20 protein-coding genes and 1 tRNA gene are annotated in these 18440 nt (G+C 59.6%); 12 read left to right on the forward strand and 9 right to left on the reverse strand.

Annotation, left to right across the window (positions count from 1 at the left end; genetic code table 11):
* Positions 1–110: 110 nt before the first annotated feature.
* From AC1D2N_RS33590 to AC1D2N_RS33600, 3 genes are all read right to left on the reverse strand, one after another.
* Positions 111–482, reverse strand: a complete 372-nt coding sequence (locus AC1D2N_RS33590) for a hypothetical protein (RefSeq protein ID WP_130728732.1) — start codon at positions 480–482, stop codon at positions 111–113.
* Positions 483–533: 51 nt separating this feature from the next.
* Positions 534–1091 carry a hypothetical protein gene (locus AC1D2N_RS33595; protein WP_130728731.1) on the reverse strand — a complete coding sequence of 186 codons (558 nt, stop codon included), beginning with the start codon at positions 1089–1091 and terminating at the stop codon, positions 534–536.
* 519 nt (positions 1092–1610) lie between these two features.
* Positions 1611–2426: a hypothetical protein gene (locus tag AC1D2N_RS33600; protein WP_130728730.1), complete on the reverse strand. Its 816-nt coding sequence runs from the start codon at positions 2424–2426 to the stop codon at positions 1611–1613.
* A 123-nt stretch (positions 2427–2549) separates the two neighbouring features.
* Between AC1D2N_RS33600 and AC1D2N_RS33605 the strand changes: the two genes are divergently transcribed.
* Both AC1D2N_RS33605 and AC1D2N_RS33610 read left to right on the forward strand, forming a co-directional pair.
* Positions 2550–3245 carry a hypothetical protein gene (locus AC1D2N_RS33605; protein WP_130651613.1) on the forward strand — a complete coding sequence of 232 codons (696 nt, stop codon included), beginning with the start codon at positions 2550–2552 and terminating at the stop codon, positions 3243–3245.
* 397 nt (positions 3246–3642) lie between these two features.
* Positions 3643–3960, forward strand: a complete 318-nt coding sequence (locus AC1D2N_RS33610; RefSeq protein ID WP_065276773.1) for a sunset domain-containing protein — start codon at positions 3643–3645, stop codon at positions 3958–3960.
* 213 nt (positions 3961–4173) lie between these two features.
* Here the strand turns inward: AC1D2N_RS33610 and AC1D2N_RS33615 are convergent.
* The 3 genes from AC1D2N_RS33615 to AC1D2N_RS33625 all read right to left on the reverse strand — a co-directional run bounded on the left by AC1D2N_RS33615 (position 4174) and on the right by AC1D2N_RS33625 (position 8048).
* Positions 4174–4250: transfer RNA gene (locus AC1D2N_RS33615), tRNA-Arg, on the reverse strand.
* 122 nt (positions 4251–4372) lie between these two features.
* Positions 4373–5893, reverse strand: coding sequence for an ATP-binding protein (locus AC1D2N_RS33620; RefSeq protein WP_018244555.1), 1521 nt, complete (start codon positions 5891–5893; stop codon positions 4373–4375).
* Positions 5894–6050: 157 nt separating this feature from the next.
* Entirely contained in the window at positions 6051–8048 is a 1998-nt protein-coding gene (locus AC1D2N_RS33625) for a methyl-accepting chemotaxis protein (RefSeq protein ID WP_018447743.1), read from the reverse strand.
* 418 nt (positions 8049–8466) lie between these two features.
* Here AC1D2N_RS33625 and rpmH point away from each other — a divergent pair, with 418 nt between their 5' ends.
* The 8 genes from rpmH (at position 8467) to AC1D2N_RS33665 (ending at position 14051) form a co-directional block, all read left to right on the forward strand.
* Positions 8467–8601, forward strand: a complete 135-nt coding sequence (gene rpmH / locus AC1D2N_RS33630) for a 50S ribosomal protein L34 (RefSeq protein WP_003545006.1) — start codon at positions 8467–8469, stop codon at positions 8599–8601.
* Positions 8602–8622: 21 nt separating this feature from the next.
* Entirely contained in the window at positions 8623–9024 is a 402-nt protein-coding gene (rnpA, locus tag AC1D2N_RS33635) for a ribonuclease P protein component (protein WP_018068735.1), read from the forward strand.
* Positions 9024–10817, forward strand: a complete 1794-nt coding sequence (gene yidC, locus AC1D2N_RS33640; protein ID WP_128408563.1) for a membrane protein insertase YidC — start codon at positions 9024–9026, stop codon at positions 10815–10817. The genes rnpA and yidC overlap by 1 nt, the downstream gene beginning before the upstream one ends.
* A gap of 153 nt (positions 10818–10970) precedes the next feature.
* A complete protein-coding gene (gene yihA, locus AC1D2N_RS33645) occupies positions 10971–11624 on the forward strand; it encodes a ribosome biogenesis GTP-binding protein YihA/YsxC (protein WP_011650240.1) in 654 nt (217 codons plus the stop codon).
* Positions 11625–11890: 266 nt separating this feature from the next.
* The gene (locus AC1D2N_RS33650; RefSeq protein WP_003545000.1) at positions 11891–12100 is read left to right on the forward strand and encodes a cold-shock protein; all 210 of its coding nucleotides are present in this window, start codon (positions 11891–11893) and stop codon (positions 12098–12100) included.
* A 133-nt stretch (positions 12101–12233) separates the two neighbouring features.
* Positions 12234–12458, forward strand: a complete 225-nt coding sequence (locus AC1D2N_RS33655) for a hypothetical protein (RefSeq protein ID WP_028731647.1) — start codon at positions 12234–12236, stop codon at positions 12456–12458.
* Between the two features lie 119 nt (positions 12459–12577).
* Positions 12578–12853 carry a hypothetical protein gene (locus AC1D2N_RS33660; protein ID WP_024323874.1) on the forward strand — a complete coding sequence of 92 codons (276 nt, stop codon included), beginning with the start codon at positions 12578–12580 and terminating at the stop codon, positions 12851–12853.
* A gap of 121 nt (positions 12854–12974) precedes the next feature.
* Positions 12975–14051, forward strand: a complete 1077-nt coding sequence (locus AC1D2N_RS33665) for a sensor histidine kinase (protein ID WP_047617223.1) — start codon at positions 12975–12977, stop codon at positions 14049–14051.
* A gap of 142 nt (positions 14052–14193) precedes the next feature.
* Here the strand turns inward: AC1D2N_RS33665 and AC1D2N_RS33670 are convergent, their stop codons facing one another.
* The 3 genes from AC1D2N_RS33670 to AC1D2N_RS33680 form a co-directional block, all read right to left on the reverse strand.
* Entirely contained in the window at positions 14194–14748 is a 555-nt protein-coding gene (locus tag AC1D2N_RS33670) for a fasciclin domain-containing protein (RefSeq protein ID WP_018244547.1), read from the reverse strand.
* A 143-nt stretch (positions 14749–14891) separates the two neighbouring features.
* Positions 14892–15611 carry an anti-sigma factor gene (locus AC1D2N_RS33675; RefSeq protein ID WP_130728729.1) on the reverse strand — a complete coding sequence of 240 codons (720 nt, stop codon included), beginning with the start codon at positions 15609–15611 and terminating at the stop codon, positions 14892–14894.
* The gene (locus AC1D2N_RS33680; RefSeq protein ID WP_018244545.1) at positions 15608–16147 is read right to left on the reverse strand and encodes a sigma-70 family RNA polymerase sigma factor; all 540 of its coding nucleotides are present in this window, start codon (positions 16145–16147) and stop codon (positions 15608–15610) included. Before AC1D2N_RS33680 ends, AC1D2N_RS33675 begins: the two co-directional genes overlap by 4 nt.
* A 143-nt stretch (positions 16148–16290) precedes the next feature.
* On the opposite strand from AC1D2N_RS33680, the gene argB reads away from it, so the two are divergent.
* A complete protein-coding gene (gene argB, locus AC1D2N_RS33685) occupies positions 16291–17178 on the forward strand; it encodes an acetylglutamate kinase (RefSeq protein ID WP_018068726.1) in 888 nt (295 codons plus the stop codon).
* Between the two features lie 69 nt (positions 17179–17247).
* Positions 17248–18396 (forward strand): alpha-hydroxy acid oxidase, encoded by a 1149-nt coding sequence (locus AC1D2N_RS33690; RefSeq protein ID WP_018244544.1) that lies wholly within the window; start codon positions 17248–17250, stop codon positions 18394–18396.
* Positions 18397–18440: the final 44 nt, after the last annotated feature.

Raw genomic sequence — 18440 nt, forward strand, 5'->3', positions numbered from 1 at the left:
CCTCGATCAGCACGAACTCAAGTTCGGGGTCGGCGTGAAGTTCTAAGAACGGCCCGTCAGATCAGCAGAATGAGAGCCTCGCCATGTTGGCGGGGCTTTTGTATTCACCCCTATTCATACTCTATGACGTTGCGCTGTCGATCGGCGCGACATATCTCCTCCACCCGCCCGATTTGGTAAAGGTAGGCGATGATGTCCTTTTTCAGATGGCCGACATCGCCGAACGCCTCAACAACCCGGCCAATCCTATGCCAAGCCTCCTCGTCACTTGGATCAACCGGCTCAACCGTGACGTAGCCGATCTGGCCGACCGACGACGAGATTATGGCCGAAGGTGCAAAGATTGCCGAGGAGCGGGCGCAGGGCAAAATCATATCGATTGACGAACCCGCTTGGGTATCACGCGGCGCACGAGCTGCCCTAAGGCCGTAAGCCAGTCCAATGCCTGTAAAGCCGTTGTTGACGGCATCTGCAGATGGCATTCAACCGTCGCGAATTGCTTCTTGTAAAAGATCACCCGACGCACTTCTCCCCTATTTAATACGAAATCCGTCGCGAATAAATTTCAAAAGCCCCTTAAAAAGAATAGGCAGTACTCCTATCAAGATAAGCGCTCCAAAAGCACCTCCCAAGTACAGCCGAGAAAAGGGCTGGTCTATCCTTCCTAGTCCCCACTCCAAAACGAAGCATTTCGCTATAGTGCAGTGGTCATCGCCGCGAAAGTTCAAAATAAATGTATTGTATAAAACAAACACGAAAACCAACATTGTAAAGTATTTCATGACAATAGGGGATTCTTTTCCATCGTGGCTTTCGGTTATCCGCCGCCATCCACTAGCGTGCATTATAATAAGAAAGAAAATACTTCCCATTAACTGACTTGTAATTAACGCAACATTCAAATTGCGATCTGAAAGAAACAACTGATACACGATTGCAATCAGACCGATCGGAAACATTAAAGCAGCTAAAAACGCCTCGCCGCTAGTTGGCCTTTGCTTTGCCACAGCGATACCGCACGCGTACGCAGCCCAAAATGTTATCACAATTGGAATTGGGCCAATGACCCAAGGCAAATTCAAAAGAGACATGCATTCCCCAACGCTTTGCAACCGCACAATCTATTAAGAGTACGTGTAAATTCACCTTCTGGTTTTCAAATGCTTGGGTCACGCCAATGTCAATACCCGCTGGAAACCGCTCTCGGCTTGGCAACCGAGGAGGCGAGCCGAATCTACGGCCGGCCAATGAGGATCGACGTCCTTCCCGATCGTTTTCAGTGACCGACCCCACGTTCGGCCGATGCCGTGCCAAGCGGACGGCGATCGCGGCGCTGGAAGCTGAGGCCAAGTCGGAGCCAGTCGTGCGTGTCACGGCGCCCTCAAGGCGTGCAGAATGATGATGTTCATGCCGTCGAGCAGGTCGATGCGGTGTTCTGTGGGAACGGCAAGGTCGGCATACAGGCAACGATGGTTGTACCTTCATCTGGTCCGTCTCATTGCCGATGATCATTTGGGGAAGACACTTTCCGCGCCATTTACTGGCGGGAGGTCGGCTGGTTACACTGGATGGGATGGCAGTGAACACGCGGTCTCAGCTGCTTGGAATTCTTATCCGCCGTCAGCCCCGCTGGGCGCAATGGGGAAGGCGTAACGAAAAGGTCCTTTGGCAATGTAGCCATGCGGCGGAATTTCGAAATTCATTTCAATAATCTCATTGAAGGCCGTTAGCGGTTCAAGCTTCGCAGCGATCTCGGCCAGCTTTTGTTTGAAGGGTGACGCAATAGCCCCGAGCGATTCGACGGATGATCTCGCATCTAGCAGATATGAAATGCAGTCGGTGACAGTCCCGTATGCCGACCGTTTGGTGCTGTAGTGCAGTTCTCCTAGATTTTCGTTGTTAATAGATAGGGATCCCGTACCAATCACAGCTGAAATATAATCGGTCGTCTGAATAAGGCCCGCGAAGACACGGTCCTGATGGGAAGAGTTATCAGTCTCCATCACCGGCCATATTTCGTTTTTGGCAAGCTCCTCCTCAAGGCAGAACAATAAACTAGAGAAGCAAATGTTAAGAATTTTCTGTGGCGTGTTGCACTTCAAGACCGACACAAGCTGCGGAGTTACGTAATATCCGACACGGAAAACGCGAAAATTAAGGTCAGCGCAGGTTTGGACGACTTCTTCAAGGAATTGATACTTAACATCGTCGCTATGATCCGGAAACAGCTTTGATGCGTGGATCACCGGCAGCTCAGGAAAGTCGTTTGAATCGCCGAGTGCCTTCCCCACCGCCTTGTAGTATCGGCTTCTGAATGTCCTATGGATGTCGGTCGGGATCAGCACGCCGGTCAGCGATACACACTTTTTGCGCCGCGACGTCTCTCCGTTGCGATGGGTATTAGGGTCTATGTACTGCTCGTCCATGTACAAGAATTTTGTAGCCATATCAGCAATGTACTGCGGCGCTGCCTGATTCGGAAGGAAATGCGGAACATCCCGCTGGGCCGCGCGGCGATAGTCACAAACGAGGATTTACGGAGGACAGCTGTGGCAGAACTTCTAGCATCGTTGAAAGAGCTGGCTGCGTGGCCGGGGAGTGAATTTTGGGCGGCAATCATCGGCGCTGTTGTCGGTGGCTTAATAACGCTCATAGCCCAGCGACAGGAGCAAAAGGCGTCTCGACAGGAGCGTGCAGAGGATCGAAAGATCGAGGCTAAGGGCCAAGCCTATTCTCTCTTATTCAAGGTTATTTCCATCCACGCCTCATTCGCACATATTAAGGCCCACGTCGATGAGCGCCTGGAATTCGGGAAGAGTGTAAAAACTGAACAGGTTTTCGCGATTTTGTTACCGATAGTAAATCCACCTTCTCCAATAGATTTTGCTCCTTCCGAAATGGCGATGTTGCTTTCCCTCAAGGACGACGATGTTTTTAACGCACTAGCTTCTCTCGACAAAATCCATAACTCGATTATCCCCGCATGGACAATGTACGAAGCTAGACGTTCTTCAATCGCTGCGCAGGGGGAAGATCACACGTTTGACGTTTCCGACGGCAAAGGCCAATTTGACGTCAGGCGGGGTAGTCACCTTGAGGCGATGATGTTCGAAGTAGAGGCCGTAGCAAAAGAGCTTGTGCGCCGTGCGCAACAGGATTTCGCCGAAGCGAACAATGCTCTCAGCAAGCTTGTGCCGCTCTTGAATGATCGTTTGCAACTAGGTGTGAATTTTACAGGCACCTGACCTGTAAACCCGTTCTGTGAATTGCCCGGCACTGACCTGCTGCTGTAGAACTCGACCCGGCTCATGGCGCAAATCAAACATTGCGGCCACCAGCGGCCCTAAAGTTGTGACCCGCAAAGATGCCGCAAGACAAACTGAGGGTGCGGGCAGCTTGATTTCCCAGCGCGAGGCCGCCGAGGCAGCTGGAGTGTCCGAGGGCCAACCGGTTACGGCTATCCGCGTCGCCAATGTTCCCGCCGAGGAATTTGAGCGACAGGTTGAAAGCAATACGCCCCCGACAATCACCCAACTAGCGGAGCAAGGCAGGTTGGAATGGGCGTGATACCGCTTTTGGATAAATGTTCGCCGTGCGCCAACGCGGTTACGATCTTTCGCGCGACATGGCGGAGATGGGGGCATGCGTCAGGGTTATCGCAGTCCGCAGAAGAAATCGGTGCTGTTCAGGGCACCGGGTTTGCTCATTGGTGCGCTCGCGTTTGGTGCAGCCGGCGGCTGGACCGCGAGCGACTTGCTGGCCTCATGGGGCGCTTCTGGCGGCTCCGGACAATCGTGCAGGATCAAGGGCAACGTCAGCATCGCCACCGGCGAGCGTATCTTCCATGTGCCGGGGCAGCGACGCTACGCAGAGACGAAGATCAGCCCCAAGTATGGAGAACGGTGGTTCTGCTCGGAATTTGAAGCTTGGGCGGCTGGCTGGCGGAAATCGAAATCGTGATGGTCGTCCCACGGGGCGCTGGTCGTATGCCGTTGCGGTTCGCCCGACACGTCCCACGCTGAATAAGCGCAGCGTAAGATTTGGCGATGGATTAGAGTCGGAAACCGCCTTGAAGCGTTTCGTCTTGCCTGGCGTTGCTGATGGCGCGCTGCCCTAGGTGCGGCGGAGGCCTTATCGCAGCTTCGCTATCATACTGATGATACAAAGGGAAAATGGCGCACCCGAAGAGATTCGAACTCCTGACCCCCAGATTCGTAGTCTGGTGCTCTATCCAGCTGAGCTACGGGTGCGTGCAAAATGCGGCGGTGCCGCTTGCGTGGCGATCCTCTAAAACGTCCTTCGGGACAATGCAAGAGCATTTCTGAAAAAATCGCGTGTTTGTCTGCCAGTAGCCGCGCCTTCGGAAATCACCTCACTTCTCGATGTGCGTCCGGCTGCGGTAATCCTCCAGCGAAACCGGGCGATCGGGGATCTCGATGCGGAACTGCGTGCCGACCGTCGGTTTTTCCACCAGCGCGATCGTGCCGCCATGGGCAAGCACCAACTCGCGGGCGATGGTGAGGCCGAGGCCGGTGCCGCCGGAGCGGGCCGAGCCGCGGAAGGCGGCAAAGAGGTTCTGGCGCGCCTTCAGCGGCATGCCGGGGCCGGTATCATCCACCGTGATGCTGACGACGCTGCCGACGCGCTGGGCGGAGACGGTAATGCGCCTGACGGAGCCCGGGCCGCCCTCGCCAGGCGACGTCAGCGCCTGCAGCGCGTTGCGGCAGAGATTGTGGATGACGCGGAAGAGCTGCTCGCCATCGGCATCGACCTCAAGCTCGGCGCCGATCTGCTCTGCGAATTCGATGCCGCTGAGCGGATCGATCGCCAGCATGTCCTTGACGTCCTGGGTCAGCTCCAAAAGGCGGATGTGGCGGCGGCGCGGCGCGGATTCGCTCGCCTTGCCGTAGGACAGCACCTCGGTGGTATAACCGACGGCGCGGTCGATGGTGCGCAAGAGCTTCGGAGCGAAGCTCTTGACCATCGGGTCATCGACATCGACCAGCCGGTCCGACATCAGCTGCGCCGAGGCCAGGATATTGCGCATGTCGTGATTGATCTTGGAAACGGCGAGACCGAGAGCGGCAAGGTTCTTCTGCTGCTTCAGCGTCTTCTGCAGCTCCATCTGCATCGAGGTGAGGTTGCGGCCGGCGACCGCCAGTTCGTCGCGGCCGCCGTCGCCGATATAGATATGGGCCGGGTTGTCGGGATCGGAGGAGAATTGCTGCATGCTGCCGGTCAGCCGGCGGATCGGGCCGATGAGGATGCGGTTGATCGCAAAGAAGATCAGCGTCGCCGTGAACAGCGAGATCAGCACCGACAGCAACAGGACATTGCGGGAATAGACGAACATCGCCCTGCGCAGCGGCCTGTCCTTCATCACCACCTCGACGCCGGTATTGGTGTCGCCGACGGGACCATAGACGCGGATCATCCTGCCGCCGCCGAAGACGAGTGTGTCGAGCGCATCGCGGATTGCCGTTACCGGCGGCACGTCGGTGAGATCGTAGGACTCGTCGACCGAGGTCGGCATATCGGTCGTCGCCAGCAGCCGCGAGGTGCCGTCCTTGCGCAGCACGATCGCCTTGGTGCCGGTCGCCTCCAGCGTCTCTTTCTGCAGCGCGCGTGGCAGCTCGACCGGCTGCAGCCCATCGATGACGATGGCGGCGGCAGCGGCCGTATTCAGCCTGTCCTGCAGCCAGCGTACGCGCATGCTGGCGACCGAGGGGAAGAAGATCAGGATTTCGGCGAGCATGATAAAGACGACGGTGAGCCAGAGCAGCTTGCCGGAAAGGCCGCCGAACAGGCCGGCAGGCGGGCACGGCGCCCTTGCAGCCTCGCCGGCCGCCGGGTTTTCCGCCGAAGGATTATCGCCCTGATCTTGGTTCGGCATTCTGGTCTCGCCCGATCGGCAGCACGTCGGCCGCCCTTACCGCTGAGCTCTATATTAGACCAAGATGCTCCGCTTTCAAATCTTTGCGAGCAGCGTCATGTCGCCACAAGAAAACGCCGCCCGAAGGCGGCGTTCGAAGGCGCGTAATCGGTAAAGCTTAAAACTCTTCCCAGCTCTGCTCGGCTGCGGCCGCATTGCCGCCGAAGGCGCGGGCGACCTTGGCGATCGCGCGGCGGGCGGGCGAGGCAACCGGTCTTTGCGGCTCGTTGCGGACAAGCGCCACAGCTGCCGGCGCATCATCCGACAGTTTGAAGCGGGCAATGAGGCGCACCAGTCCACCGGCTTCGGCCGAAAGCCTGTGCGTGGCGGCAGAGGTCTCTTCCACCATCGCAGCATTCTGCTGGGTGACCTGGTCCATCTGGTTGACGGCGGTATTGACCTCCTTGAGGCCGGTCGACTGTTCGGTCGCAGCCGTCGCGATCGAATGGATATGGTCGTTGATGGCGATAACGCGGGTGCCGATTTCGGCCAGCGCCTCGCCGGTTGCCTGGACCAGCTTGACGCCAACCTGCACCTCGTTACCCGACTTGGTGATCAGCGCCTTGATGTCCTTGGCAGCCGTTGCCGAACGCTGGGCGAGTTCGCGCACTTCCTGCGCCACCACCGCGAAGCCCTTTCCGGCATCGCCGGCGCGTGCGGCCTCGACGCCGGCATTCAGCGCCAGCAAGTTGGTCTGGAAGGCGATCTCATCGATGACGTTGATGATCTGACTGATTTCGCGCGAGGCCTGCTCGATGCGGCCCATGGCCTCGACGGCATTGCGCACGACGACGCCGGAGCGGCCGGCATTCTCCTTGGCTTCCGACACCATGATGGTGGCTTCATGCGCCCGCTCGGTGGAATTCTGGACGACGGCGGTGATCTCGTCGAGCGCTGCCGAGGTCTCTTCGAGGGCGGCGGCCTGCTGCTCGGTGCGCTTCGACAGGTCGTCGCTGGCATTGCGCAGCTCGGCGGTGTTGCCGTTCATCGCTTCCGTCGTCTCGCGCACTTCGCGCATCGTCGCCTGCAGGGTGACGAAAGTATTGTTGACGTTCTGCTGCAGCTCGGCGAAGGCGCCCTGGAAGTTGCCGCTCATCGTCTGGGTGAGGTCGCCTTCGGCAAGGCTTGCGATGACCCGGCGGGTCTCGCCGATGCCGGCATCGACGCTCGACAGCAGCGTGTTGATGTTGCCGGCGAACTGGTTGAGGTTGTCGTCCTCGTAGTCCTTGCTGATGCGGTGGCCGAAATCGCCGGCCGCAGCCGCAGCCACGACGACGGACATGCTCGACTGCAGGTCGTCGCTCTTGGCGCGCATCGCCGCCTCCTGGGCGTTCAAGCGCTTGACGGCGAGCCCGTTCGCCTTGAAGACCGCAACCGCTGCGGCCATCTCGCCGATTTCGTCCGGACGGCCGGCAAAGGGGACCTCGGCGTCGAAATTGCCGTCGGCGACTTCCTTGATCGCATGGGTGACGCGCTTGATCGGGCGGCTGAGATGGCTGGTGCCGATATAGAAGCCCATGCCGATGCCGACCGCGATGCCGATGCCGGTGATGCTGAGCACAAGCATCAGCACCTGGGAGCGGAAGCTCTCGATCTCGGCGTTGACGGTTTCCAGTGCTGCCTTGTCGGTGGCGACCACAGCATCGATTTCCGCCTGGAACGCCTTGCGGTTGGCGCGGTTGGCGTCATTGTTGCCCTGTTGGCCGGCGGCTTCGGGGCCGACTTCCGTGCCGAGGCGGGCGGTCTCCGTGCGGAAGGTGCGGAATTCCGCGGCGCGGGCGACAAGCTTGGCAAAATCGGCCTTCTGGCTCTCGGGAACGAGCGGCGCCCAGCCCGAGATGACCTTGTCGATCTCGTCGAGGTCGGCCATCAGGCCCTTGGCGAAGTTCGGCGTATCCTTGATCGTCTTGGCCGCATAGATGCCGCGCGATTCCATGACCACCGCCGTGACGAAACGGTTGAGCCGTTCGCCGGCATAGGCGCGGGCGGCGGCATGCTCGTAAGCCGTCAGGTTGCGACTGTATTCGTGCATGGCCGACAATGCCGTTGCGCCGATCAGAAGTGCGACCGCACCCATCACGCAAACCAGCAGATTAATTTTGCCCCGGATCTTCAATGCAATGCTCCTAGCTACGCCACTGCCTGGAAAGCAAATTCCCAGTCGATGGTTGAATATCGGCGAAATTTATTAAAGTTAGATTTCTAATATTTACGATTATGGCTTCGGAAATGATCCGTGCCGAATGCGGTCGGGCGGCGTAAACACCTGAAAACCGGGGCGATCGATCTGCCGCGGCGCAAAACTACAACCACTCAGGGCATGCCTTATTTCTTAACACCAGAGTGCGAAATTACTTTCGAGGCCGGCAGTGCAGAGTGAAATTATCCGGCATAATTGACTTTTGCGGGCTTCATCCTTATAAGCCCGCGCACGTTCGGTCACTCAAGCCTTTCATGGCCCGCCCGTTCGAAAAACAACGCTCCTTGCATTATGCAAATTCAAGAAGGGCCGCACTCCGCGGTGTTTAAAATAAATGAAGCGTACCTACCAACCATCCAAGCTTGTTCGCAAGCGTCGCCACGGTTTCCGTGCCCGCATGTCCACGAAGGGTGGCCGCAAGGTCATCGCAGCCCGCCGCGCGCAGGGCCGCAATCGTCTGTCGGCGTAAGGCCGGGTAGCCCGGTAAGAGATGGCGGGCGAATTGACGACCAGTGAGAAGAAACACACTGTCGGGCGGCTGAAGAGCCGCCCGCAGTTTCTTGCCGTACGCGAGGGCGAAAAACGCCGGGGCGGCCTCTTCCTTCTCGAAGTCCTCGACCGGAAGGAACCCGACAGCCAGGCACGCGTCGGTTTTACAGTCACCAAAAAACATGGCAACGCGGTCGAACGGAACCGCATGCGCCGCCGCCTGAAAGAGGCGGTGCGGCTTCATGCGGGGTTTGCAATGCAGCCCGGACACGACTATGTGGTTGTCGCGCGCAGGGACGTGCTTGACGCGTCCTTCCAGGAATTGGCCGCGGAACTGAAATCCCGCGTGGAAACCAGGCCGAAACACCGGCGCTCCGGAGACGGACGCCCCAGGAACGTATGATGGAAAACAACCGCAATTACTTCATTGCGATCGCTCTCTCGGTGCTGATCGTCCTCGGCTGGCAGTTTCTCTATATGAATCCGCGCATCGAGGCCCAGCGCAAGGCGCAGGAAGCCCAGAAGGCGCAGCAGCAGACCGAGCAGGTGCAGCAGCCGGCAGCAGGCGGCGAGACGCCGGCCCAGCCGAGCGGTACGGCCCCTTCCGGCCAGGCAGCCGCGACGGCGACGCTCGAGCAGGCGCTGGCAAAGACCCCGCGTGTCGTCATCGACACCCCAGCACTTTCCGGCTCGATCAACCTTGCCGGCGCCCGCCTCGACGATCTGAAGCTCAAGGGCTATCACGAGACCGTCGACGACTCGAGCCCGATCATCACGCTGTTCAGCCCGGCCGAGACCAAGGACGGCTATTTCACCGAGCTCGGCTATATCGGCAGCGACGCAACGGGCAACGTTCCCGGCGCCTCGACGCTGTGGACCGCACCCGAGGGCGCCAAGCTCACCGAAAAGACGCCGGTAACGCTCTCCTATACCAACGACAAGGGCCTGACCTTCACCCGCACGATTTCCGTCGACGAACGCTACATGTTCACCGTCGCCGACAAGATCAGCAATGCCGGCCAGGCGCCCGCCTCGCTCTCGTCCTACGGCCGCGTGACGCGCTACAACAAGCCGACGACACCCTCCGTCTACGTGCTGCATGAAGGCTTCATCGGCGTCATCGGCGATGACGGGCTGATCGAAACCAAATATAGCGCCGCCGAAAAGGAAGCCGTGATGCCGGCGAAATCCACCGGCGGCTGGCTTGGCATTACCGACAAATACTGGGCGGCGACGATCGTTCCGCCGCAGAGTGCCGCCTATGAGGCGCGCTTCTCGCACTTTGCCGATGGCCAGCCGCGCTATCAGGCCGATTACAAGGACGATGCCTTCACGGTTGCGCCCGGCCAATCGATCGAGCTGAAGAACCTCGTCTTCGCCGGCGCCAAGGAAGTGCCCGTCATCGACGGTTATGAGGCCAGCTACTCGATCCCGAAGTTCGACCGGCTGATCGACTGGGGCTGGTTCTATTTCATCACCAAGCCGATGTTCAAGCTGATGGACTTCTTCTTCCGCTACTTCGGCAATTTCGGCGTGGCGATCCTGTGCACGACCATCGTCGTCAAGGCTCTGTTCTTCCCGCTCGCCAGCAAGCAGTACGCTTCGATGGCGAACATGAAGCGCATGCAGCCGAAGATGGAGGAGCTGAAGGCGAAATTCGCCGACGACCGCATGGGGCTGCAGCAGGCGACGATGCAGCTTTACAAGGAAGAAAAGATCAATCCGATCGCCGGCTGCTGGCCGGTGGCGCTGCAGATCCCGATCTTCTTCTCGCTCTACAAGGTGATCTACATCACCATCGAAATGCGGCACGCGCCGTTCTTCGGCTGGATCAAGGACCTTTCGGCGCCCGATCCGACGACGATCGTCAATCTGTTCGGCCTGCTGCCGTTCGAGGCGCCGACCATTCTGCATCTCGGCGTCTGGCCGCTGATCATGGGCATCACGATGTTCTTGCAGATGCGCATGAACCCGACGCCGCCCGATCCGACGCAGGCGATGATCTTCACCTGGATGCCGCTGGTGTTCATGTTCATGCTGGCAAGCTTCCCAGCCGGCCTGGTCATCTACTGGGCCTGGAACAACACGCTCTCGGTGGCGCAGCAGTCGGTGATCATGAAGCGCCACGGCGTCAAGGTCGAACTCTTCGACAATCTGAAGGGTCTGTTCCGACGAAAAACGGCGCCATCGAAATGACGCTTGCCAAGCCCCGCTCCGGCGGGGCTTTTCTTTTCCGGCAGCGGAAGAAGGAGCCAAGGCAATAGCCTGCAAACGGCCTCGAAGCTTGACATCCGCCCGCAAAACCACGAAGCCCGGTAAAAGACCCAACCCAGAGATTGCAGAGCCCGCATGCCCGAAACCGAAAAGCCGCTCTTCGGCCACCCATGGATCTTCATCCGCGGCGTACCGTCCCTCAACTTCCTGCCGCCGGAAGGGCCGTTGGAAGTGGCCTTTGCCGGTCGCTCGAATGTCGGTAAATCCTCGCTGATCAATGCGCTGGTCGGCCAGAAGGGCCTGGCGCGCACCTCGAACACGCCGGGACGCACGCAGGAACTCAATTACTTCGTTCCGGACGGCTATTCCGGCGAAGGCGGCGACCTGCCGCCGACGGCCATCGTCGACATGCCGGGCTATGGATATGCGCAGGCGCCGAAGGAGCAAGTCGACAAGTGGACCAAGCTCGTCTTCGATTACCTGCGCGGCCGCGCGACGCTGAAGCGCGTCTATGTGCTGATCGACAGCCGCCACGGCATCAAGAAGAACGACGATGACGTGCTTGATCTGCTCGACAAGGCCGCCGTCTCCTATCAGATCGTGCTGACCAAGACCGACAAGATCAAGGCGGCGGGCGTGCCGAAGCTGCTTGCAGAAACGGCGGAAAAGATCCGCAAGCGCCCGGCCGCCTATCCCGGCGTTCTGTCCACTTCGTCCGAAAAGGGCGATGGGCTGGACGAACTGCGCCAGGCGATCGCCGAAACCGTCGGCATCGCCCGCTGGAAGTAAGGGCGTACGCGCCCCGGACGCGGAACGCTGTTTGGTGTAAAGGTTTCCGCGACATCCCATAGTTGAACATGGCGCCAATGGAAAACTAACGGTTGACGGCGCGGCTTTGATGAGCTAGATAGCGATCATCGAATTTTGCTTGCTGGCTTGGTTATCGCGCGATTGGCACCGCGCCCTGAACGAACTTCCTTTCAAAAATCGCTATCACCATCCGCATCGCCTCAGCGTTGCGGTTCTTCAATATTGCTATGAAAGGGTTCATCATCATGGCCACTGGCACAGTTAAATGGTTCAATTCCACCAAAGGCTTCGGCTTCATTCAGCCCGATAATGGCGGCGACGACGCCTTCGTTCACATCTCCGCCGTCGAGCGCGCCGGAATGCGCGAACTTGTCGAAGGCCAGAAGATCGGCTTCGATCTCGAGCGTGACAACAAGTCGGGCAAGATGTCCGCTTGCAATCTCCAGAACGCTTAAATCGGTATCTGCTTCCCTTTGACCACGGATGTACTGGCACTGCCGGAAGCACGTTATCAATCCAAGGCCAGGCGATTTGCCTGGCCTTTTTTGTTTTCGCTCGCGCGTCGAGCCCTCCCGTATCGGAGCCAACATGACAGAGACATACAGCAAATCCCGCCAGCGGGCGGAGATTGCCTTCGGCAGCGTCCAGACCCAGTTCTTCGCGAAGAACCAGGCGGCCGAAGAGCTCGAATCCGACGCCCAATCGCAGCAGGCAAAGACGTTGCGGCTGCGGGAAGCCCGGCTTGCGAGGGAACAGAGTGACCGGGTGTCGGCAACCTCTGCCCTCATTGCCAAACGCGCCAGGGCCCGCTGATCACAACCCGATCGACAGGGCTCGAGACTTAAACCGCGTCTGAAATGACGGGCTTGCAGATCGCGCGCTGCAGCATGGCCGAAGGCGTGCTGGCATTCACTCGCACCAAGGAAGCGTCAATGGCAGAGACTGCGAACGAACTTCAATCGATCAATACGGCCTGGCAGATCGCCATTCAGGAGATCCTGCGCATGGTAATCAGAGACATGTATCACGGCGGCGGCGAAGCGTCGTTCAGGACCCATATCAAACGTATCGAAGAAGCGGCCGTCGACAGCATTTACACGGATTTGCGGCTGCGCGGGACTGATGAATGGACGGAAGTCCTGGTCAAGGAAAGGGCGAGCAATTTCGTCACGACCCTGCTGACGTCATTTACCTATGACCGGGCTTAAATCACCCTGGGGCCGGCAATCGATGGACGAGCCGCCGATCAACGCTTGCGTCCCCGCAGTTTTTAAAGCAACCCTAGTTCTCCTGCCGTGCGGGAGCAGCCGCGTCCACGAGTAATATTTGATGACCGATAGCAAAGACCCGCCGATTTCGCCGGAAGGCGTCGGCAACTTGCCCCATCTTGCCGAAGCCCTCGATGACGACCGGTTTCGACACTTTCTCGATCATGTGCCATTCGCGGTGGCTGTCTCCGAACTCGGTGGCGACGAGCCGCTGATTTACGTCAACCTCGAATTCGAACGGCTGACGGCGCTTGAGGCAACCGCGGTCCAGGGAAAACCCTGGGCGGAAATTGAATTGGAGTCCATCGCCGTCTCCGGAGAGGTGCCGCTCACGGCCGCTGTGACCTCTGCGGAGGAGTATATTGGTGCCTTCTCGCTGGCGGCCGAACCCGAGAGTACCGTCATTGTCGATGTCTGGTCGAATACGATCGTCGACGACGATGACACGCCACTCTTCCGATTGGTGGCCTTTGCTGCCCGCAATGAGGCGACGGCCGCTGAGAGCTTCAGCGAACTGCTGACGGAGAAAGATGTCCTTCTGCGGGAACTTCAACATCGCGTGAAGAACAATCTTCAGATGATCACGGCGCTCATCCGAATGGAGGCGCGCAATGCTCAACAGAATGAGGAAAGCGAGAGGTTTGCACGGCTGGCCGGGCGGATTGAAGCTTTGGCCCTGCTCTATCGCTCGCTGTCGGACGAAGAGAAAGGCGCCACAGTCGATCTTGGCACCTATGTCAGCCAGATTGCCGCCTCGGTAATGGCGGCCCACGCGGTGGAAGGGATCCGGCTGGACATGAAGGTCGATACCTGGCCGGTTTCGGTCGATGTCGCCATGCCGGCCGGTCTCGTCATCAACGAACTCCTCACCAATACGCTGAAGCATGCCTTCGTGGGGCGTGATGGCGGCGAAATCACGCTCCGCTGTGTCGTCAGCGATACCGGGTGCAGGATCACCGTTGCTGATAACGGGGTCGGTCTTCCCCAGGATGTAACCTGGCCGCAACCGGGAAAGCTGAGCGCCATGATCGTACAGTCGCTGAAACAGAATGCCCGCGCCGAGGTTGAAGTGAGCTCGTCCCCTGACACCGGCATGAGTGTCTCCCTCGTCTTCCCGAGAGTTGAAGCGGCCCGATAGAGCGCCGCCTTTCCCTTTGAATCTGCGCGTAATCCTTTCCGAAAATCGATTCCGATTTTCGGGGTTATGCGCTAGCCACCTTATCGATTTGTGTTTGGGGCGCCCCAAGAGCGCCCCAATGCGTCTGCCGATACGAGCGGGCTTACATCTTCGGCAGCAGCACCTTGTCGACGACGTGGATGACGCCGTTCGACTGCTTGACGTCGGCAATCGTCACATGGGAGACGCCGCCGTTTTCATCGGTCAGCGTGATCTTGCCCATGCTCTCCTTGGCTTTCAGCACGCAGCCGCCGACGGTCTTGATGTCGTGCTCGCCGCCGTCATCCTTGATCATCTTGGCAACGGTCTTGGCCATCGCATCGGCAGCAACGACGTGGCAGGTCAGAACCTTGGTCAGCGTCGCCTTGTTTTCCGGTTTCAGCAGCGTATCGACGGTGCCTTTCGGCAGCGCGGCAAAGGCTTCGTTGGTCGGCGCAAAGACGGTGAAGGGGCCCTTGCCCTCGAGCGTGCCGACCAGGCCGGCGGCCTTGACGGCGGCGACCAGCGTCGTGTGATCCTTGGAGTTCACGGCGTTCTCGATGATGTTCTTGCTATCGAACATCGCAGCACCGCCGACCACCGGGTTCTTGGCGGCAGCAAAGGCGACGGCGGACATGGCTGTGGCGAGCGCGAAGCCGCGCAATACGGACTTGATCATGATTTTCTCCTCACCGGACACCATCCGCGGGGCTTTATGCCTGAGCGTCGTCCGGACAATTCGAACTACGGAGGGCCACGCGAAAGAGTTTCAGACAGGAGAAATTTGATTGACGGCCGGCACGATCATGGCCGGCGCCCGATTTACGGCCTGTGCAAGGGACCGCTTGCGATCACCGGACCGGTCGCCTGTCCGGTCGGCGAGCCGCCGAAGGGTTCGAGGCTGACGGCAAGCGTTGCGCCATCGGCGACTTGGCTGCGCAGATCGGCGGGAATGACAACTTCGCCGCTTTCGCCCGGCTGGAAGACGCCGAGCGATCTCGTCATGCCGCTGCCCGGCACCAGCCAGAGTTCCAGCGACTTCTCCTCCGGCTTGCCGGCGGCGACCGGCACGATCTTCAGCCGGCCGCTCTGCAGCTCATAGGAGGCTAGAAGATTGATGGTGCTGTTCTGGCCCGAAAGCGAGGCTACCAGCGGTGCCGGTCCCTGCGGCTCCGGCACCACGCCGGAGGCGAAGATGACGGCGCTGACGGCGACGACGATGCAAGCAAAGCTCAGCGAACGCCAGAAAACGGCGGAATTCCAGAGCCCTTGCGAAAAGGATGCGGGCCTTTGACCATCGCCGAAAAGCCGCGCCTCGATCTGCTTGAAGGTTTCCCGGTTCGGAGCGGCGGCTTCATACTCGTCATTGAAGGAGGAGAGGTTGGTTTCCCAACGGCTGACGATCGCAGCGAAAGGCCGATCGTGGCGCATGCGCTCTTCCACCACCCGGCGATCCTGCAGCGACAGGACGCCAAGCACATATTCGCCGGCGAGAACCTCGTCGCGGGAGCGGTCTCCCTTGCTTTTGTCGGGCGATGTCATCGTTCCATGCACTCTCTCAGTTTCAAGAGGCTGCGCCTAAGCCAGGTCCGCATCGTGTTCAGCGGGACACCAAACTGATCGGCCAGTTCCTGATAGCTCAGCCCTTCGACATAAGCCCGTTTCACCGCGACCGCGCGATCAGCTTCCAACTCTTCCATGCAGGTGTCAATCCGCCTTCCTTCATCCTTCGTCACCGTCTGCATTTCCGGGTCGGGCCCGGCATCGGCAAGATCATAGACCGTGTCCAATTCGTCGGCGACGGGCTTGCGCGCCCGCAGCGCATCGATCGACCGGTTGCGGGCAATCGCAGCCAGCCATGCCGATGACGAACCCGAGGCGACGGAGAAGCTGCGTGCGCGCTGCCAGATGCTGATATAGACTTCCTGCAGGGCCTCGTCGGCTTCCGTGCGATCCTTCAAGATACGCAGGCAGATCGAGAAAAGTTTCGGTCCGGTCTGATTGTAGAGGGCCACGAAAGCCCTGCGATCGCCGAGTGCGACGCGGCCGATCAGGTCTGCGATGTCATCGCCTTGCATGCCGTTCCTCATCTCAAGCTTGCGTGCGCCAGACGGTAACGGCGTCCGGCTCCGCGCCAGATACGAAAAACTATTGCCCTCTGGATTATTCCCTCTGTCAGAAACTTGCGATAAAAGGCCGCGAACAATTCTGCGGGGTTCCCATGAACGAAACCGAAAGCGAAATGCAGGCACGGCTTCTGGCCAAGGCACTGCCCTTCATGCAGCGTTACGAGAACAAGACGATTGTCGTGAAATATGGCGGCCACGCCATGGGCAATCCCGAGCTCGGCAAGGCCTTTGCCAGCGACATCGCCCTGTTGAAGCAGTCCGGCGTCAACCCGATCGTCGTTCATGGCGGCGGCCCGCAGATCGGCGCCATGCTGAGCAAGATGGGCATCGAATCGAAATTCGAGGGCGGGCTTCGCGTCACCGACCAGAAGACGGTCGAGATCGTCGAGATGGTGCTCGCCGGCTCGATCAACAAGGAAATCGTTGCGCTCATCAACCAGACCGGCGAATGGGCGATCGGCCTTTGCGGCAAGGACGGCAACATGGTCTTCGCCGAAAAGGCGCGCAAGACCGTCAAGGATCCGGATTCGAACATCGAGCGCGTGCTCGATCTCGGATTCGTCGGCGAAGTGGTCGAGGTCGACCGCACGCTGCTCGATCTGCTCGCCCGCTCCGAGATGATCCCGGTTATCGCCCCCGTCGCCCCCGGCCGAGACGGCGCCACCTACAATATCAACGCCGATACCTTTGCCGGCGCCATTGCCGGCGCGCTGAACGCCACCCGGTTGCTGTTCCTCACCGATGTGCCCGGCGTGCTCGACAAGAACGGCCAGCTCCTCAAGGAGCTTTCCGTCGCCGAAGCGCATGCGCTGATCGCCGACGGCACGATTTCGGGCGGCATGATCCCGAAGGTCGAGACCTGCATCGATGCGATCAAGGCCGGCGTGCAGGGCGTCGTCATCCTGAACGGCAAGACCGCCCACTCCGTGCTGCTCGAGATCTTCACCGAGCACGGCGTCGGAACACTGATCGTTCCCTGACCGAGGCTGCGCCCTTCACTTGCGAAGGGCGGATCTTCCTCACACGGGAACAGGGTATCGGGGAAAGAAATGCGCCTGACAGACTGCTATAATTTTCACGATTTCCGGCGCATGGCCAAACGGCGTCTTCCCGGACCGATATTCGACTATATCGACGGCGGTGCCGATGACGAGGTGACGTACCGGCGCAATACGGCGGCCTTCGAGGCTTGCGATCTGGTGCCTGACGTTTTGCGCGGTGTGGCCGAGGTCGACATGTCGGTGACCGTCATGGGGCAGAAGCTCGCAATGCCGGTCTATTGCTCTCCGACGGCGTTACAGCGCCTTTTTCACCACCAGGGGGAGCGGGCGGTCGCGGCGGCGGCGGCAAAACACGGCACGATGTTCGGCGTCTCCTCGCTCGGCACGATCAGCCTGGAGGAAGCCAGACGGATCAGCAACGGGCCGCAGGTCTATCAGTTCTATTTCCACAAGGACCGCGGCCTCAACCGCGAGATGATGGCGCGAGCGAAAAATGCCGGCGTGCAGGCGATGATGCTGACGGTCGACAGCATCACCGGCGGCAACCGCGAGCGCGACAAGCGCACCGGCTTTGCCATTCCCTTCAAGCTCAATCTTGCCGGCATGACCCAGTTCGCGATCAAGCCTTCCTGGGCGATCGACTGGCTGACGCACGAGCGCTTCCGGCTGCCGCAGCTCGAAAACCACGTCAAGATGGATGGCGGCGCGCTGTCGATCAGCCGATACTTCACCGAGATGCTGGACCCCTCGATGTCATGGGACGACGTAGCGGAGATGGTGCGCGAATGGGGCGGGCCATTCTGCCTGAAGGGCATCATGTCGGTCGAAGACGCCAAGCGCGCGGCCGAGATCGGCTGCAGCGGCATCGTGCTTTCCAATCATGGCGGGCGCCAGCTCGACGGCTCGCGCAGCGCATTCGACCAGTTGGCCGAGATCGTCGACGCCGTGGGCGACCGGATCGACGTGATGATGGATGGCGGCGTGCAGCGGGGAACGCATGTTCTTAAAGCGCTGTCGCTGGGGGCGAAGGCCGTCGGGCTCGGGCGCTACTATCTCTTCCCGCTTGCCGCTGCCGGACAGCCCGGCGTCGAACGGGCGCTGGAGACGATGCGTACCGAGATCGAGCGCGGCATGAAGCTGATGGGCTGCACCTCGGTCAGCCAGCTCAGCCGGCGGAATCTGCGCTTCCGTTCCTGAGCAGAACGAGATTTCATTCCGGGCCGCAGCCTTTCGCATCAAAT

The sequence above is a fragment of the Rhizobium sp. P1_B8 genome (genome assembly GCF_056406515.1).

Excerpts from the sequence above, each read along its gene's own strand:
- argB (WP_018068726.1), top strand. The coding sequence starts at position 16,291 with ATGAACGAAACCGAAAGCGAAATGCAGGCACGGCTTCTGGCCAAGGCA.
- AC1D2N_RS33680 (WP_018244545.1), bottom strand. The coding sequence starts at position 16,147 with ATGCAAGGCGATGACATCGCAGACCTGATCGGCCGCGTCGCACTCGGC.
- AC1D2N_RS33660 (WP_024323874.1), top strand. The coding sequence starts at position 12,578 with ATGGCAGAGACTGCGAACGAACTTCAATCGATCAATACGGCCTGGCAG.
- AC1D2N_RS33590 (WP_130728732.1), bottom strand. The coding sequence starts at position 482 with ATGCCATCTGCAGATGCCGTCAACAACGGCTTTACAGGCATTGGACTG.
- AC1D2N_RS33620 (WP_018244555.1), bottom strand. The coding sequence starts at position 5,893 with ATGCCGAACCAAGATCAGGGCGATAATCCTTCGGCGGAAAACCCGGCG.
- AC1D2N_RS33665 (WP_047617223.1), top strand. The coding sequence starts at position 12,975 with ATGACCGATAGCAAAGACCCGCCGATTTCGCCGGAAGGCGTCGGCAAC.
- AC1D2N_RS33690 (WP_018244544.1), top strand. The coding sequence starts at position 17,248 with ATGCGCCTGACAGACTGCTATAATTTTCACGATTTCCGGCGCATGGCC.
- rnpA (WP_018068735.1), top strand. The coding sequence starts at position 8,623 with ATGGCGGGCGAATTGACGACCAGTGAGAAGAAACACACTGTCGGGCGG.
- AC1D2N_RS33670 (WP_018244547.1), bottom strand. The coding sequence starts at position 14,748 with ATGATCAAGTCCGTATTGCGCGGCTTCGCGCTCGCCACAGCCATGTCC.
- AC1D2N_RS33675 (WP_130728729.1), bottom strand. The coding sequence starts at position 15,611 with ATGACATCGCCCGACAAAAGCAAGGGAGACCGCTCCCGCGACGAGGTT.
- AC1D2N_RS33650 (WP_003545000.1), top strand. The coding sequence starts at position 11,891 with ATGGCCACTGGCACAGTTAAATGGTTCAATTCCACCAAAGGCTTCGGC.
- AC1D2N_RS33595 (WP_130728731.1), bottom strand. The coding sequence starts at position 1,091 with ATGTCTCTTTTGAATTTGCCTTGGGTCATTGGCCCAATTCCAATTGTG.
- AC1D2N_RS33600 (WP_130728730.1), bottom strand. The coding sequence starts at position 2,426 with ATGGACGAGCAGTACATAGACCCTAATACCCATCGCAACGGAGAGACG.
- yidC (WP_128408563.1), top strand. The coding sequence starts at position 9,024 with ATGGAAAACAACCGCAATTACTTCATTGCGATCGCTCTCTCGGTGCTG.
- AC1D2N_RS33655 (WP_028731647.1), top strand. The coding sequence starts at position 12,234 with ATGACAGAGACATACAGCAAATCCCGCCAGCGGGCGGAGATTGCCTTC.
- rpmH (WP_003545006.1), top strand. The coding sequence starts at position 8,467 with ATGAAGCGTACCTACCAACCATCCAAGCTTGTTCGCAAGCGTCGCCAC.
- yihA (WP_011650240.1), top strand. The coding sequence starts at position 10,971 with ATGCCCGAAACCGAAAAGCCGCTCTTCGGCCACCCATGGATCTTCATC.
- AC1D2N_RS33610 (WP_065276773.1), top strand. The coding sequence starts at position 3,643 with ATGCGTCAGGGTTATCGCAGTCCGCAGAAGAAATCGGTGCTGTTCAGG.